Here is a 16,250-nt window from a genome sequence, read left to right as displayed (position 1 = left end):
TCACCGGGACCTACTTGAGCTGGTCGGCGGTGTAGTAGCCGGACTCGACCAGTTCCTTCTGGTAGTTCGCCTTGTCCACCGGGACCGGCTGGAGCAGGAACGCCGGCACGACCTTGACGCCGTTGTTGTAGTCCGTGGTGTTGTTGACCTCCGGCTTGCCGCCCTTGAGCAGCGAGTCGGCCATCTTCGCGGCCACGTCGGTGAGCTGGCGCAGGTCCTTGAAGATCGTGGAGTACTGCTCGCCCTTGATGATCGACTTCACCGAGGCGACCTGGGCGTCCTGCCCGGTCACGATCGGCAGCGCCTGGCCGCCGGTGCCGTAGCCGTTGCTGCCGAGCGCGGAGATGATGCCGATCGAGATGCCGTCGAAGGGCGACAGCACGCCGTCGACCTTGGCGCTGCCGTAGGTCGAGGTGAGCAGGTCCTCCATGCGCCGCTGCGCGGTGGCCGCGTCCCAGCGCAGGATCGCGACGGTGTTGAAGTCCTTCTGGCCCGACTTCACGACGAGCTTGCCCTGGTCGATCAGCGGCTGGAGGACGGACATCGCGCCGTTGAAGAAGAACGTCGCGTTGTTGTCGTCGGACGACCCGGCGAACAGCTCGATGTTGAACGGCCCCTCGCCCCTGGTCTTCAGCCCGGCCAGCAGCGAGTTCGCCTGCTGCACGCCGACCTTGTAGTTGTCGAACGTCGCGTAGTAGTCGACGTTCGGGGTGTTGAGCAGGAGCCGGTCGTAGGAGATGACCGGGATCTTCGCGTCGGCGGCCTGCTGCAGCTGCGAGCTGAGCGACTTGCCGTCGATCGACGCGATGATCAGCAGCTTGGCCTTCTGGGTGATCTGGTTCTCGATCTGGTTGGCCTGCGTGGGGATGCTGTCCTCGGCGTACTGCAGGTCGACCTTGTACCCCTTGGCCTCCAGCGACTTCTTGAGGCTGTCGCCGTCGCGGACCCACCGCTCCGACGACCGGGTGGGCATCGTGATGCCGACGAGTGCGCCTTCCCCCGAGCCGGTCTGCTGATCGACTGTCTTCTCCGTTGAACCGCAGGCCGCGAGGGAGACGGCGAGTGCGGTGGTGACCGCGATCCGGACAAGCCTCATTGGTTCTCCTCGATGTCACCGACAGGCAACAGTGCTGTAGGCGGCGAGTGTTATCGCTAACAATGGACCAGTCAAGTGACAGGTTGATAACCGCAGGTAGTGGCTGTTAGCGCTCACAGGACGGTTGTCCGGGTATCTCGATTGGTGGTCCACGCCGTCCCTCCGGCACGAAAGCGCGCCCACCACCGCGGTTGCGGTAGCGGGCGCGCTTCGTCCTGCCGGCCCCCTCGGGGGTCAGCCGGTCTTGCAGCCCTTGCCGTTGATCGTGAAGGCCGCCGGGTCGGCTCCACCGCCGGAGGCGTTGAACCCGATGTAGACCGACTTGCCCGGTTCGACCCGGTTGTTCCACGACATGTTCGTCGCGGCCACGTCCTTGCCGGTCTGGGTCCAGTTCGCCGACCAGCCGGCGGTGACCTTCTGGTCGCCGGGGAACGCGAACCCGAGCTTCCACTCCGTCCACGCGGCCGTGCCGGTGTTCTTCAGCGCCACCTGCGCGGACAGGCCGCCCTGCCACTTGTTCGCGGTGTAGGTGACCTCGCAGTCCGAGACGGGGACCGGCGGCTTGCCGGACTTCTCGGCCGCCCAGCCGGACACCCAGGCCAGCGCCGAGTTCCAGTTCACCGCGACCTCGTTGACCGAGTAGGCGCCGATGTCGTCGACCCAGCACTTCTGCTGCGGGCACCCGGTGAGCAGGCGCTGGACGATCGGGTCCTGCAGGCCGCTGTTCGGGCCGCCGGACAGGGAGCCCGGCGGTGCGATCGGCAGGGTCGGGTCGTTCTGCTTGGCCCAGAAGCGGTGGTGCACGTTCTGCACGGCCTGGTCGCCGTAGCCCGCCACGTACGAGGTGCTCAGCGGGTTGCGGCCGAGGAGGTAGTGCAGGGCCTCGAAGACGCCGTCGCGGTACTTGTCCGCTCCGGTGAAGTCGTGGGCCAGCGCGATCACCTGGGCGTTGTTCAGCACTGCGGAGTTCGAGCCCCAGACGTAGCCGTCGACGCTGTTGTCGTACGGCGTCGCGTAGCCCATCTGGGCCATGGCGGCCAGGTGCTGGTCGGCCACGGTGGCGAACGCCGACTTGATCGCCGCGACCTCCGCGGCGGGCAGGCCGGTGGGCACCAGGGCGAGGGTGATGTCGCCCAGGGGCGCCGTGCCGCCCCAGAAGAAGCCGGCCCTGGTCAGGCTGGCCCCCTTGTAGTGCGTGGAGCCGGTCACGTCGGTGCGGTAGGCGGCCTCGCCGGTCGTCGCGTACAGCTCGGCAGCGGCCCAGTAGAACTCGTCGGTCAGGGTGCTGTCGCTGTAGGCGCCGCCGCCGGTGCCGTCGTTCGGGTCCGCGATCTTGTTCGGGTTGGCCTTCGCCGCCGTGTACGCCTTGCGGGCCGCGGTGAGCAGCTTCGCCGAGTACGTGGCGTCGATCGACTTCCAGAGGCGGGACGCCTGCGCCGCCACGGCCGCCAGGTTCAGCGTCGCCGCCGTGCTGGTCGCCGACAGCCTGCGCGGCTGGTCGTCGAGCTCGGGGCGGGTCGGCAGGGCCGTCCAGTTGGCGTCGTGGACCTTGTGGTGCGCCATGCCGTCCGGTGCCTGCATCTTCAGCAGGAAGTCGACCTCCCAGCGGGCCTCGTCGAGCAGGTCGGGCACGCCGTTGGACTTCTCCGGGATGGCGAGCGTGCCGTCGCGGAACGCCGAGGCGTCACCGATGCGGGACGCGCGCTCGTAGGAGTTGAGCAGCTGCCAGACCGAGATGCCGCCGTTGACCACGTACTTGCCGTGGTCGCCCGCGTCGTACCAGCCGCCGCGCACGTCGAGCGTGTAGCCGCAGGCGAGGTCCGCGCGGCACGGCACGTTGTTGTCGCCCTGGTTCGGCGCGACGTTCACGTGACCGGCCGGGCGCGCGTACTGCTCGCCCACGTACTGCGCGTCGATCGGCGTGCCGCTGCGCTGGTGGTAGAAGAACGCCAGCGAGTCGTAGCGCAGCCGCTTCACCGCGTCGGCCGAGATGTCGAACGGGAAGCTGGCGTCCGACCCGACCACCAGCGTGTACCCGGTGCCCGCCGTGTCGTACGACGAGAAGTCGATCTGGTGCACCGAGTCGCCGGACGTCACGTCCGCACCCTTGGGCACGGTCTGGCCGGTGGCCACGGCCGCACCCGCGGAGTTCTTCAGCGTCCACGTCTGCGGCGTGGTCGCGGTGGACACGAGCGTCGCCCGCTTCGGCAGGCCCGGCACGTAGCCGACCTGGTCGACCTGCACCTTCCTGGTCGGGTTGGGGTTGACGCCACCGGGCGGCTTCACGCCGCCGACGAGCGACACGTTGTCGACGCAGACGGTGTTGTCGGCCGCCTGGCCGCCCAGTTGGAAGGCGACCTGGCCGTTGCCCGCGTCCGGGAAGTCCAGGGCGGACGTGAACGTGAAGCTGAACCGCTGCTTCGTCGGCGTCACCGCGAACTCCTGCCGGGCGATGCCCCGGTACGGGCTCACGGCCTCACCGGCCGCCGCGGCCACCGTCTGCGCGGTGGTGGCGTGCGCGTCGAACGACAGGGTGTACGGCTGGTCGGCCTCGAACGGCACACCGTTCTGGCCGACCAGCGCGTCCCAGGGGTTCGTGGTGCCACCGGTGACCGCGGCGCACAGCTCGCCGCCGGTCACCCGGTTCGTCACACCGGCGCTGCTCCACCACGGGTCGGCGGAACCGCTGTCGAACTTCCCGTTGAGCACGCGCTCGTACTCCGCAGCCTCGGCGGTGCCCGCTGCCGGCAGCGCGGTCGCGGTGAGCGCCGTGAGCAGGGCGGCAACGAACAGGCGTGGGGGTTGCGATCTCATCTCGTGAGGTTCTCCGTCCTCGTCGACGGGGCTTCTGGGAGCGCTCCCAGGAGACCGTAGGGTGGTCCCGTCGTCATCGGCAAGCCCCGTTCAGCCCTGACCTGGCGGCGTCACCCGGACGGCCGCTCCTGCTCCACCTGCAGCAACCGGGCTGCGTCAGCCGAACGTCCACTGCTGGTTGGCGCCGCCGTGGCAGGTCCACAGGACGACCCTGGTGCCGTTGGCGGTCGCGGCGCCGTTGACGTCCAGGCAGAGTCCGGAACCACCGGTGATCGTGCCGTTGGCGTTGACCGTCCAGCGCTGGTTCGCACTGCCGTCACAGGTCGCGGTCACCACCGCCGTGCCCGCCGCCGACTGGTTGTTCTGCGGTGCCGCGCAGCGGAGCGTCGATCCGCTGTAGACGGTGAGCTGGCCGGACGCGGTGCGCGTCCACGTCTGGTTCGCCCCCGCGTGGCAGTCCCAGATCTGCACCGCCGCACCGACGGCGGTGCTCGCACCGTTGACGTCGAGGCACCGGCCGGCGGCCAGCGCGCGCACCGGTCCGGTGGAACCGCCGCCACCGCCGGTGCCGTACCCGGCCGCGATGATGTTGGCCTGCACGGCGTTCTCGGTCGTGTCGGAGGGGTATCCGGCCACCATGGCGCCCTCGTAGAACGTGCCGGCGCTGAGGTTCGCGCCGCCGTCGGGCTTGCAGCAGTCACCACCGCTGCCGAGGATGATGGCGCCCTGCTTCTTCATCGGGCTGTAGCCCGGTGGCAGCGAGCCGTCCCACAACGTCGTCATGGTGCCGTTCTGCGCGTTGCCGCCCTTGAGCGCGAACCGCGTGGTGCCGTTGTTCTTGAGCATGGCGGTGACGAACCTGGTGGGGAACGCCCGCTGGTTCGGGTTCCACGACTGGCTGCCGCCGGGGAAGAGGCCCCACTCGAGGTCGGCCTGCACCCACGGACCGGTGCCCTGGCAGCCGCCGAACCAGCACTGCGTGCTGAAGTTGATGGCGTCCATCGCCCCGGCCGCGTCGGCCTTGCGGGTGGTCTCGCTGTTGCCGTAGTCGAAGCAGCAGCCGCCGTTGACGTGCGTGCCGCTGGTGACCATGTACATGCCCTCCGGCGCGCTGCCGGTGGGGACGCCGGTCAGGTGGCCATCGCGCCAGTAGCTGTTGCCGGGGTTGATGTAGAGCGAGTAGGCCTTGTCGCCGCCGACGGTCAGCGCCTCGGACGTCGCGACGGCCGGCCTGCTCTGCGGCGAGCCGGGCACGACGCTGGACCCCTGGTACCACAGGTCGTTGCCGCGGCCGGACTGGTCGTAGACCACCGTGACCACGCACGTGGTGCCCGCGCAGAACGCGTCCTGCGTGGCCGCGTTCGCGTTGCCGCCCGCGGTCAGCACGGCGATGTCGCGCGTCGTGCTGTCCGACGAACGCCGGACCTGGTAGAGGTTTCCGCCGTAGGAGCCGTAAAGCGCTCGCACCGTGCTGTGCGCGGCGATGCAGGGCGTGCCACCGGACGCGTAGATGTCGCACGTCCCGGTGGCCGCTGCCGCCACCGGTGCCGGTGCCGCCGCGGGAGTTGACGCCGCTGAGCCGACCGGGAGGACGGCCAGCGCGAGGGACAGGCCCAGTGCCGCGTGCAGAACGCGCCTCGGGCTGGTTCGGGTCGTTGTCATGAGCCGCTCCACTGCGTTGTGGGGGATCGGAGACCGGCGGGGACCGTCACCGGCCCCAGAGCCGCCAGGTCTGGTTGAGCTGGCTGTTCTGGTTCACGGCCTTGCACGTCCACTGGATGGTCCGGGCGCCCGCCGCGGTCGAGACGCCGTTCACGTCCACGCACTTGCCGCTGGCACGCGCCACGAGCTGGTGGTCGTGCGGGTCGTTGCCGCTGTAGGTGACCCTGCGCACCGTGAACTGCTGGGCGGTCGACCCCGGCGCGCAGGTCTGCTGCACGACCGGGGCACCGTCCGCGGCCGAGGAGACGTCCAGGCACTTGCCCGACTGCTGGTTGGCGACGGTGAAGGTGTCGGCCACGCCCGCGACCGGCGTGAAGTTCCACAGCTGCTGGTCACCGCCCTCGCAGGGGAACTGCTGCTGCTGGTTGCCGTCGGCGGTGCTCAGGTTCGTGTTGTCCAGGCACTGCTGGGAGTGCTGCGCCGCGGCCACGGTCTGGAACCCGGCCGAGCCGGGCGGCAGCAGCGTGATCGTGGACGTCTCGTTGACGTCGTTGTGCGGCACGGTGACCGTGACGGCGTTGCCGGACAACGACACCACGGAGTTCTGCACGGTGACCGGACCTTGCACTGCACCGCCGTTGTTGTGCGGGATGCGCTGCACGAGAACGCGGACCTGGTTGTTCTGCACGATCCCGGTCGTGGTGTCCAGGCGCTGCAACGTGACCGCGACGTTGCCGGTCGTGCTGCCGCCGCCGATGAGGACCTTCGCGACACCGTTGGCCTTGGTGGCGAACGAGTCGTAGGACTGGCTCGGCGTGGTGGCGGTGCTCTGGCCGGTCTGCCCGGCGTAGAACCGGTAGACCCACCACTCGCCCTTGGGCTGGTGCTGCCCGGCCGCGTTGCGCACCAGCAGGTTGCCGAGGTCGTTGTGCAGGTTGCCCGCACTGGCCCAGTTGGCGCGCAGCCCGTCGACACCGGCGCGTTCCAGCCGCGCGATGTACCACGCCCCGTCGCCGGGGTTCTGCTCGTTCGACGCGCCGTACTCGTTGATCTGGTACGGCCGCGGGTGCGGGATGCCCCGCGCGTCGAGCGTCGCGTTCGCCGTGGCGACGTTGGCGACCGGGTCGCCGGGCAGCGCGTGCCAGCTGAAGACGTCGGGCACGACGTTGTTGGCGCGCACGAAGTCCAGGTACTGCACCCACCAGCCGCCGGTGGACGGCACGCCCGCGTGGCTCGGCCCGACGATCAGGTGCGCGGGGAACGCCGCCCGGACGCGCTGGTACGTGCGGCGCCACAGCTCGAAGTACTGCGCCTGCGACCGGTTCCAGAACGTCGTGATGTTGGCTTCGTTCCACAGGTCCCACTGCACCGGCACGCCGGTCGCCCGGACGTCGTCGATCACGCGGGTGAGGAAGTTGTCGTAGTCGGTCCAGTTGCCGTTGTCGCCGGGGAAGCGCGAGATCGGGTAGCCGTCCGCGCCCCACAGGTCGTGGGGCAGCAGCACGAACTCACCGCCCAGTGCGCGCGTCCGCAACAACTGCGCCCTGGTCGCGTTCCAGCGGCGCTCGTACTTGCCCGAAACCCAGCCGCCGGGGCTGTCGAGCTGCGCGCCGCCCGCGCGCATGTACCGGAACTTGACGTCGCGGAAGAAGTGGTCGGCGGGCCCCGCGGCGTTCTCCGTCATGCCGTAGATCCAGCCGGAGGCGCGCTGGGCGGGGGTGCCGGTGGTCGTGGCGAAGTCGACGCTGATGGCCTCGTTCGCAGCCTGGGCAGGGGTGGTGAACGCGAAGGCTGACACGAGTACCGCCAAGAGGGCTGTGCGGGTTCGTCGGTGAACCATGGGTGGGCTCCGTAACGGGTCAGGGGCGACGGAGACTCGAACCGGTTCGATCGAGGAGTGAAAGTACGCGCACAGCGGAGTTCCGGGCAAGAGGCTCGTGGGTCGAACCGGTTCGGATGCAGCGCGGCGAGCCGCGCCGTTCGTCTCGCGCAGAGGAGCCCTGGCCGGACCGCCCGTTCCGCGCGCCGACGGCAGGTCGAGGCTCAGCCGCTGCGGCGCGCCCCGGTGCTCGACCGCAGCGTGATCGACGGCGCCAGCAGCGCGTGCCGCGGCGTGGCCGCCGGGTCGGCGATCTGCTCCAGCAGCAGGTCGACCGCGAGCCGTGCCATCTGCCCCGCGGGCACGTCGGCGGCGGTCAGCGGCGGGTGGAAGTCCTCGGCGAGCCGGTCGGCGATCACGCCGGTGAGCGAGAAGTCGCGGGGCACGTCGAGGCGGGCCGCGTGCAACGCGCGCTGCACGCCGGGCAGTGCGGCCTCGTTGATCGTCACGGCCGCCGTCACCTCCGGCCAGTCCGCCCGGATCTGCTCGAAGCACGCCACGCCGGCGGCCGGGTCGTCGGAGCAGCACACGTCGTGGGCGATCAGGCCGCACTCCGCGGCGGTCCGCAGGAACGCGGCCGTCGCGCGCACCGCCGGGCCGTAGCCGGACGCGACCAGCTCGGCGGAGCGGTTGACCAGCACGATGTCGCGGTGCCCGAGGTCGGCGAGGTGCCGCACGCAGCGGCTGATCAGGCCGCCGTAGTCGACGTCGACCCACCAGGAGGCGGCCGGGTCCGCGACGTGGCCGATCGTCACGAACGGCAGGCCGGTGCTGGTCAGGCGCTCGACGCGCGGGTCGTGCAGCAGGATCTCCATCAAGATCACCCCGTCGACCCTGCGGCCGGTCACCACGCGGTCGAACGAGCGGTCGTGGTCGCCGCCGCTGGGGGAGAGCAGCACGTCGTGGTCGTGCGCGGCGGCCGCCTCGACGACGCTCGCGACGAAGCTCAGCTGCACGTCGGTCAGCCGGGTGCTCGCGGGCGGGATCACCAGGCCGAGCGTCCTGGTGCGGCCTTCGGCGAGGGCGCGAGCGCTGGCGTTGGGCCGGAAGCCGAGCTCGGCGATGACGTCGTTGATCCGCCGGACGGTCGCCGCGGACACCGGCCGCTTGCCGCTCAGCGCGTACGACACGGTGCTGCGGGAGACCCCGGCCCGCCGGGCGATCTCGCCGATGTTCATGCCGCTTCCCCTCGTCGAAGGAACCGATTCGACAGTCGACACTGTAGGCCACCGCCTCTTGCACGCGGTCAGCCGAGACGGCTACGTTGGCGCGGCTGCTCGAAAATCGAACCGGTTCGATGATTGCCGGCGACGGGGCCGGCAGGGAGGACCACCTCATGCGACGCGCAGCCCTGACCCTCCTCGCGGCCGGCCTGGCCGTGACCGCGTGCACCTCGGCGCCGAGCGCGGGCGCGCCGGACGTGTTCTCCGTCTGGGACCCCTACCCGCAGTTCACCGCCGGCTCCGAGTGGGCGCGCACCGTCGACCGGTGCGGTTCCGAGGCCGGCGTCGAGGTGCGGCGGCAGTCCTTCGACACCACCGACCTGACCGGCAAGGTGCTGCTCGCCGCACAGCAGCGCACGGCGCCGCACGTCCTGGTCGTCGACAACCCCGTGGTGTCGACGCTCGCCGAGGGCGGCGTGCTGCGGCCCAACTCCGAGGTCGGCCTCGACGCGTCCGCGGCGGCGCCCAACCTCTTGTCGGCCGGTGCGCTCGACGGGCAGACCTACGGCGTTCCCATCGGTGCCAACACTTTGGCGCTCTACTACAACAGGTCCGTGCTCGCCGCCGCCGGTGTCGACCCCGCGGCGATCACGGACTGGGCGGCCCTCACCACCGCGCTGGCCAAGGTGAAGGCGGCGGGCAAGAAGGGCATCACGTTCTCCGCGATCGGCACCGAGGAGGGCACCTTCCAGTTCCTGCCGTGGTTCTGGGGTTCGGGCGCCGCGCTCACCGACCTCGGCTCCACCCAGGCCGTCAGCGCGCTGACGCTGTGGAAGTCGTGGCTGGACCAGGGTTTCGCGCCCAACTCGGTCATCGGCAACACCCAGACCACCAGCTGGCAGGAGTTCGCCACCGGCGAGTACGCCTTCGCCGAGAACGGCACCTGGCAGCTGCAGAACGCGAAGAAGACCGGCTTCGAGTACGGCGTCATCGCGATCCCGGGTCGCACCGGCGGCACCGCGCCCGCGCCGACGGGAGGCGAGTTCGTGACCGTGCCCGTGCAGGACGACAAGGCCACCGAGACCAAGGCCGGGCAGATCGCCGCCTGCCTCACGAGCCCGGAACGCGTGCTCGCCGCCGACACCGCCCTGACCTACGTCTCCGCCGTGCGGTCGGTGCAGGAGCAGCAGGTGGCCGCCCTGCCCGAGCTGGCGGTGTGGGTGGCCGCGGTGAACGCCGCCAAGGGGCGCACCGGCGACAACCTCGGCACCCGCTACCCGCGCATCTCGCAACCGCTGTGGGGTGCGGTGCAGGCCGCGCTCACCGGCGCCAAGACACCGGAGGCCGCGTTGAAGGACGCCCAGGCCACCGCGGCCGCCGCGAAGTAGCCGTGCGCGCACGGCTCGCAGCCTGGGCGTTCGCGGCCCCGCTCAGCGCGTACCTGCTGATCTCCTACGCGTACCCCCTGTACACCACGGTGGAGCTGAGCCTGCGCGGCTACACCGTGCGGACGTTCGTCCGCGGTGGCGCGCCGTTCGTCGGGCTCGACAACTACGTGGCGGTGTTCGCCGACCCGGCGTTCCGCACGGCGGTGCTGAACACGGTGCTGTTCACGGTCGTGTCGCTGGGCTTCCAGTACACGATCGGCCTGGCGCTGGCGGTGTTCTTCGCCCGCGACTTCCCGCTGTCGGCGACGTTGCGCGCGTTGTTCCTCGTGCCGTGGCTGCTGCCGCTGATCGTGTCGGCGTCGACCTGGGCGTGGCTGCTCAACAGCGAGTCGGGTCTGGTCAACGCGGCACTGGCGGCGGTCGGCCTCGACCCGGTGAACTGGCTGACCTCCCCGTCGTGGTCGCTGGTGTCGGTGACCATCGCCAACATCTGGATCGGCGTGCCGTTCAACCTCGTGGTGCTCTACAGCGGCCTGCGCACGATCCCGCCCGAGGTGCACGAAGCGTCCGCTTTGGACGGTGCGGGCGGCTGGCAGACGTTCCGGCACGTCACGTTCCCCATGCTGCGGCCGGTCTCCGCGATCACGCTGCTGCTCGGGCTGGTCTACACGCTCAAGGTGTTCGACCTGATCTGGGTCATGACCAGGGGCGGGCCGAGCGGCTCGTCGACGACGCTCGCGACCTGGTCCTACGAGCTCGGCTTCGGTGGCGCGCTGCCGCGGTTCGGTCCCAGCGCCGCCGTGGGGACCGTGCTGATCCTCGTCTCGCTGGTGGCCGGGCTCTGCTACGCGCGAGTGCAGGAGCGCAGATGAGGGCCCGGTCGTGGCGCACGTGGGCCGGCCTGGGGCTGACCGCGGTGATGCTGTTCCCGGTCTACTGGATGGTCGCGGTCTCCCTGACCCCGGCGGGGGAGATGCGGAAGTCGCCGCCGAACCTGTTCCCGGCCTCACCCACGCTGGAGGGCTACCGGCTGGTGCTGCACGAACAGCTGCCGTACTTCGGCACCAGCCTGCTGGTCGCGCTGGGCACCGTCGTGCTCACCCTGCTGCTGGCCGCGCCGGCCGCGTACGCGCTGGCGAAGCTGTGGCCGGCCGGGCGGCGCGTGCTCGGGTTCGTGCTGCTGGTCGCGCAGATGGTCCCCGGGATCATCATGGCGCTCGGCTTCTATGGGCTCTACGTGCGGCTGGGCATCACGAACACGGTGTGGGGCCTCGTCTTCGCCGACTCGACGGTGGCGGTGCCGTTCGCGGTGCTGGTCCTGACGTCGTTCATCGCGGCGGTGCCGGACGAGCTGCTGCAGGCCGCCCGCATCGACGGCGCGGGACCGTGGCGCACGTTCGTCTCGGTGGTGCTGCCCGCGAGCCGCAACGGCCTGGTGACCGCGGCGCTGTTCGCGTTCCTGTGGGCGTGGTCGGACTTCGTGTTCGCCGCGACCCTCGACTCCGGTGGCGCCTGGCAGCCGTTGACGCTCGGCATCTACCGCTACATCGGCAACAACAACCAGGAGTGGAACGCGATCATGGCCACCGCCGTGGTCGCGTCGGTGCCGGCCGCCGTGCTGCTCGTGCTGGCCCAGCGCTACGTGGCCGCCGGGGTCACCTCCGGCGCCGTGAAGGACTGAGTTCGAAGGACCGAGAGGAACGCCGTGGCAACCGAGTTCTCCGTGCGCGAGATCCCCTTCAGCCGGTCCGGCGCCTGGTTCGGCCTCTCCCCGGTGGTGGGACTGGCCACCTACGCCGACGACGTGCACCTCGTCTCGCACCGCAACGGCATGCACCCGTTGCTGCGCCTGGTTCCCGTGCCGACGCCGGCCGAGGTGGCCGCCGATCCCGCGACCCTCACCTGGAGCACCGGGCAGGGCCGGGTCACCGCGGTGTTCTCGGCACCGGACGTCCTGCGGATCTCGGGCACCGGCACCGGACTGGAGCTCAGCGCCGCCGAACCGGCGCTGACCCCGTTCACCGGCACGTACTTCTTCGCCGACCCGGCCGGTGGACTGGTCTTCACCTCCTACGAGACCGGCCACCGGCTGCGCCTGACCGTCCTGTCCGGACGGTGGGACCAGGCGGGCGACCAGGCGCTCGGCTCGGCGCGGCGGGCGGTGGTGCTGAGCGCGGAGGAACCGTGGGAGCTGCTGGTCGAGGAGATCGGCACGGCCCGCGCGCCGTTCTCACCCGCCACGACCTTCGCCGAGGACGTGACGGCCGTGCACGAGGAGTTCACCCGGTTCGCCGACGCCGTGGCACCGTGGCGCGACGACCACGTCCCGGCCGCCGAGCTGGCCGCCTACGTGCTCTGGTCGGCCACCGTGCGCCCGGCCGGGTTCGTGCGTCGCCCGGCCGTGCTGATGTCGAAGCACTGGATGGACAAGGTGTGGAGCTGGGACCACTGCTTCACCGCGCTGGCGCTGGCCGGTGGCGCGCCGGAGCTCGCGTGGCAGCAGTTCCAGGTGGTGTTCGACCACCAGGACGCCGAGGGCGCGCTGCCCGACTCCGTCACGCACTCCGAGGTGCTGCGCAACTTCGTCAAGCCGCCGATCCACGGCTGGGCGCTCTCCCTGCTGCGCCACCGCCTCCCCGGCGGGCTGCCGGACGTGGGAACCGCCTACCGCCAGCTGTCCGCGTGGACCTCGTTCTGGCTCGACCACCGCCGCGCACCCGGCAGCCGCCTGCCGCACTACGAGCACGGCAACGACAGCGGCTGGGACAACTCGACGGTGTTCCGCGAGGAACGCCTGGTCCGCTCACCCGACCTGGCCGCGTTCCTGGTGCTGCAGTGCCGGGAGCTCGCCGTCCTCGCCGCCGAGACCGGCGAGAACTCCGCCCGTTGGTCCGAGCAGGCCGACGAGCTGCTGACGGCCCTGCTCGACGAGCTGTGGCACGGCGACCACTTCGTGAGCCAGGGCGTCGCGAGCGGCACGAAACGGCGCAGCGCGAGCCTGCTCGACCTGATGCCCGTCGTGCTGGGCGAACACCTGCCGCGCGAGGTGTTCGAGCACCTCTGCGCCGGGGTGGCCGCGCACCTCACGTCCGTCGGGCCGGCCACCGAACGGCCGGACTCGCCCTGGTACGAACCCGACGGCTACTGGCGCGGACCGGTGTGGGCGCCCGCCACCGTGCTCGTCGAGGACGGCCTGCGCCGCGGCGGCGCGGTGGAGCTGGCCGACCTGGTGAGCGCCCGGTTCCTGGCCACGTGCGAGAAGTCGGGGTTCGCCGAGAACTTCGACGCGTTGACGGGGGAGGGGCTGCGCGACCGCGCCTACACCTGGACCGCGGCCGCCTACCTGCTGCTCGCGGAGGCGGCGGACCGGCCCTGATGGCGGTGAGGGCGGATGACGACGTGAAGACTCTCGCCCTCTTCGAGATGACGACGTCGCAGATGGGGAAGAGCGCGTCACGAGGCGTCAGAGCAATCGAGTCATCGCACTCAGCCGCCAACGCGGTGCAGGTCATCTCGTCGGCTTCACGCCGCCACGACTGCAGGGCCCGGCTCACCGCGCGGCGGTCGAGGTTCGCCTGGTAGTGGGGAAAGGCGCACATCGTCTCGGAAACCTGCGTTCTGCGTGGACAACACTGACGGCAGCTGCGGCAACGGGCTCATGCGAGGCGACGCAATCCGGCGAGCACACGCGTGAGCAGCGCGGGGTTGCGCTGGACGAAGAACCGTTCGTCCGGAGGAACAACCGAGCCGGGCGTCCGCTGCGCCAGGTCCGGCCGTGCGTGGCTGGTGGGCCTGCCTGGCGGAGGGGCATCGGCGATGCCCGGCCGGTACACGCGGACCTGGCGCTTCAGCAGCTCGCCCACACCGATCGCCCCGCCCTGATGCCCGTGGTGAGCGCTCATCAGGTGAGCTCCTCGAACGGCACGACGGTGCAGTCCCGAAACTCGCGAATCAAGGCAGACGCCACCACCCAGCGGACGTCCGGGTCGTCGTAAGCCAGGTTCACCTCTTCGACGGCCGCGGGGCCGAACGTGCCCCTCCGGTACAGCGCCCCGTGGACCCCCGCCACCGCGAACTGCCGGACGCGGACAGCCACGGCTCCCCGCCTGAGCGCCGGGCACAACCGCAGGGACACCGCGACGCACCGCACGCAAACAGGCGGCTCTGTGCACGCCATCCCGTCCGGCCAACCCGGCCAGTCGTCCTCGTGGTCGCGGAGCAACCACAAGACGCCGTCGTCGTTCCGGTCGGCCGGCTCTGCGCAGACCTGGCACAGCAGCTTGCGCATGGCACGACGCTGCCTGAGCGGGTGCACCTTGCCGAACTCCGGCTTGCCCACGCCGAGTCGCACGCCGGGCCGCTGCCACAGCACACCACGCGCGTCCCGATCGCCGAAGGTCTCGTTGGCGTAGCCGACACCGAACCCGGGACGCTCAACGACCTTGGAGGGAACCTCCAGCTCAGCACTCCAACTGGTGATGTACGGCGCGGTCGTCCGGCTCACCGCTCGTCCTCTCTGATCCCGATCTCGTCCGGCGTGTTCACACGGATGTGGCCGTGAACCGTTCGAGCCGGGCCGGGTACTGGCTCGTTCGTCGCTGTGGACGCGGGCATCACTCAACTGCTCCCAGAAGTCGCCGTCGTGGGGTACCCGGCGTCAAGGCTTCGCGCAGCGGGCGGAGGCATCACCGCTGCCGGTGTCCCTGACGCCGGGCACCGTCCACTGTGGCTGCTTTCCGCCTTCCGCAGAAGTGACGGAGGTTCAGAGCGAACCCGAACGAGCGAAGGGACTGGGACGGCGCGTCCTAGTCCCTTGAAATCTGCGGTGCCGCTGTCACAGCGCGCCCGCCTCGCGAGGCCCTACAGCTCGATGTTCAACCGATCAGCCAGGCGCAGAAGCGGTGTTTGCCTGCGTCGTGCGCGTTCAGCCAGTTCGTGGACCGTCTGCCGGCTGAGGGTGTGGTACCGCATCCACTCCGGCGCAACACGTTCTGCGGCGAGGAGCTGCGCGGTGGCGGCCTCGTCCTGGTCGAGCTCGCTGTGGGCGATGGCGACGTCGAGGAGGTGGCGGGCGCGGAACGTGGGCGACACCCAGCCGTTGACGGGCACCGACTTGGCCAGCTCCAGCGCGTACTCGAAACGTTCGCTCTCCACTGCCGCGTTCACGGCAGCGATGCTCGCGTTGGTCGGCCCGAACGGCGTGGCGTAGATGTTGTGGTCGGTACCCACCCGCGCCGCTGCGGCACGGGCCAGGCTCATGTGCTCTTCCGAACGCTCCACCTGCTTGTTCCGCACCGCGGCGCTTCCCGCTCGGAGCATCAGGATTCCCCACACCGCCAGCTGTTCCGCCGAACCGCGGACGAAGTCGGGTCCGAGCTGTTCGGCCTTGCGCAGCGCCGCGGTTTCCGCGTCCGCAAGGCGCCCCTGCTTGAAGAACACCCACGACAGCGCGGAGACGTTCATCGCCTGCAACAGCTCGTCACCGGACTGCTCCGCGGCTTCCTGCGCCCGGATCAGCCCGATGTAACCGATGTCCGGCTTGCCGAGCGCTGTCAGCATGGTCGAAGCGATCTGGATGACCTCGGACAGCAGACCGTAGGCGGCCACCCGGTCGTCACCCTCCAGTTCGCGTATGGCCGCGCGTGCCTCGGCCACGAGGCCTGGCAGCATCACACCGAGCTGGGCGAACGAACCGTGTTGCCGGATGGACTCGGCATGCGCCAGGGCCATGCGCAGCCCGGCCACGGTGGGCGGTTCGTCGTTGAAGACCTCTTGGTCCGCCAGCCCGGGGAAGTAGGACAACGAGGTCAGCTCATCCCGGATCGCCAGGATGCCGACCGCCTCTTCGTCCACCATCGGTTCGATGGTCGACTTCTGCCCGAGGAGCTGCGGCACGTCGACATCGAGAGCGCGGGCGATGCGGGTCAACGAACTCATGCTCGCGGTGTGCCGGATCTCCTGCTCCAGCTTGCGCACCAGGTCGACGCTGACCTCTGCCTTCTCCGCGAGCTGTTCCTGGGTGAGTTGCCGGCGCTTGCGGGCGCGCTTGATGCGCAGGCCAAGGCTTTGGTCGCTCGTCATGGAGCTGTCCACCTCCTGCCACCGGGTGAGGCCGAGAGCCGTCACCAGGATACGCAGGGTCTGACCTCGGCAAATGGGTGATGGTGACCAGGACGTGGCGTCCTGGTCGCGATGCACCCGAACGAGCACGGCTCATCTCGGGTCGTTCTCGACATCACTCATTCGAT

12 protein-coding genes are annotated in these 16,250 nt (G+C 70.4%); 4 read left to right on the top strand and 8 right to left on the bottom strand.

The features are described from left to right. Positions 1-10 precede the first annotated feature (10 nt). From chvE to AB0A63_RS12780, 5 genes are all read right to left on the bottom strand, one after another. Positions 11-1,096, bottom strand: coding sequence for a multiple monosaccharide ABC transporter substrate-binding protein (chvE, locus tag AB0A63_RS12800; RefSeq protein WP_360389333.1), 1,086 nt, complete (start codon positions 1,094-1,096; stop codon positions 11-13). A gap of 234 nt (positions 1,097-1,330) precedes the next feature. Beyond that, on the bottom strand, positions 1,331-3,910 hold the full coding sequence (locus AB0A63_RS12795) for a glycoside hydrolase family 9 protein (RefSeq protein ID WP_360389331.1): 2,580 nt from the start codon (positions 3,908-3,910) through the stop codon (positions 1,331-1,333). Between the two features lie 156 nt (positions 3,911-4,066). After that, positions 4,067-5,572: an arabinofuranosidase catalytic domain-containing protein gene (locus tag AB0A63_RS12790; protein WP_360389328.1), complete on the bottom strand. Its 1,506-nt coding sequence runs from the start codon at positions 5,570-5,572 to the stop codon at positions 4,067-4,069. A 46-nt stretch (positions 5,573-5,618) separates the two neighbouring features. Further along, complete coding sequence (locus AB0A63_RS12785) at positions 5,619-7,370, bottom strand: RICIN domain-containing protein (protein ID WP_360389326.1); 1,752 nt, start codon at positions 7,368-7,370, stop codon at positions 5,619-5,621. 245 nt (positions 7,371-7,615) lie between these two features. Then, positions 7,616-8,629 (bottom strand): LacI family DNA-binding transcriptional regulator, encoded by a 1,014-nt coding sequence (locus AB0A63_RS12780; protein ID WP_360389323.1) that lies wholly within the window; start codon positions 8,627-8,629, stop codon positions 7,616-7,618. Between the two features lie 158 nt (positions 8,630-8,787). Between AB0A63_RS12780 and AB0A63_RS12775 the strand changes: the two genes are divergently transcribed. Genes AB0A63_RS12775 through AB0A63_RS12760 form a run of 4 tightly spaced genes read left to right on the top strand, consistent with a single transcriptional unit; the run spans position 8,788 to position 13,378 of the window. Then, positions 8,788-10,002 (top strand): extracellular solute-binding protein, encoded by a 1,215-nt coding sequence (locus tag AB0A63_RS12775; RefSeq protein ID WP_360389320.1) that lies wholly within the window; start codon positions 8,788-8,790, stop codon positions 10,000-10,002. A gap of 2 nt (positions 10,003-10,004) precedes the next feature. Further along, on the top strand, positions 10,005-10,874 hold the full coding sequence (locus AB0A63_RS12770; protein WP_360389317.1) for a sugar ABC transporter permease: 870 nt from the start codon (positions 10,005-10,007) through the stop codon (positions 10,872-10,874). Next, on the top strand, positions 10,871-11,683 hold the full coding sequence (locus AB0A63_RS12765; RefSeq protein WP_360389314.1) for a carbohydrate ABC transporter permease: 813 nt from the start codon (positions 10,871-10,873) through the stop codon (positions 11,681-11,683). Before AB0A63_RS12770 ends, AB0A63_RS12765 begins: the two co-directional genes overlap by 4 nt. Before the next feature lie 24 nt (positions 11,684-11,707). After that, a complete protein-coding gene (locus tag AB0A63_RS12760) occupies positions 11,708-13,378 on the top strand; it encodes a trehalase family glycosidase (protein WP_360389312.1) in 1,671 nt (556 codons plus the stop codon). Positions 13,379-13,658: 280 nt separating this feature from the next. Here AB0A63_RS12760 and AB0A63_RS12755 read toward each other — a convergent pair whose 3' ends face one another. From AB0A63_RS12755 to AB0A63_RS12745, 3 genes are all read right to left on the bottom strand, one after another. Then, positions 13,659-13,904 (bottom strand): hypothetical protein, encoded by a 246-nt coding sequence (locus AB0A63_RS12755; protein ID WP_360389309.1) that lies wholly within the window; start codon positions 13,902-13,904, stop codon positions 13,659-13,661. Then, entirely contained in the window at positions 13,904-14,506 is a 603-nt protein-coding gene (locus AB0A63_RS12750) for a hypothetical protein (RefSeq protein ID WP_360389307.1), read from the bottom strand. Before AB0A63_RS12750 ends, AB0A63_RS12755 begins: the two co-directional genes overlap by 1 nt. A 356-nt stretch (positions 14,507-14,862) precedes the next feature. Beyond that, a complete protein-coding gene (locus tag AB0A63_RS12745) occupies positions 14,863-16,212 on the bottom strand; it encodes a helix-turn-helix transcriptional regulator (RefSeq protein ID WP_360389304.1) in 1,350 nt (449 codons plus the stop codon). Between the last annotated feature and the right edge of the window lie 38 nt (positions 16,213-16,250).

The organism is Lentzea sp. NPDC042327, from assembly GCF_040647275.1.
Classification (GTDB): domain Bacteria; phylum Actinomycetota; class Actinomycetes; order Mycobacteriales; family Pseudonocardiaceae; genus Lentzea.
The sequence above is the reverse complement of the archived record's forward strand: the minus strand, read 5'-3'. Positions and strand labels throughout refer to the sequence as shown.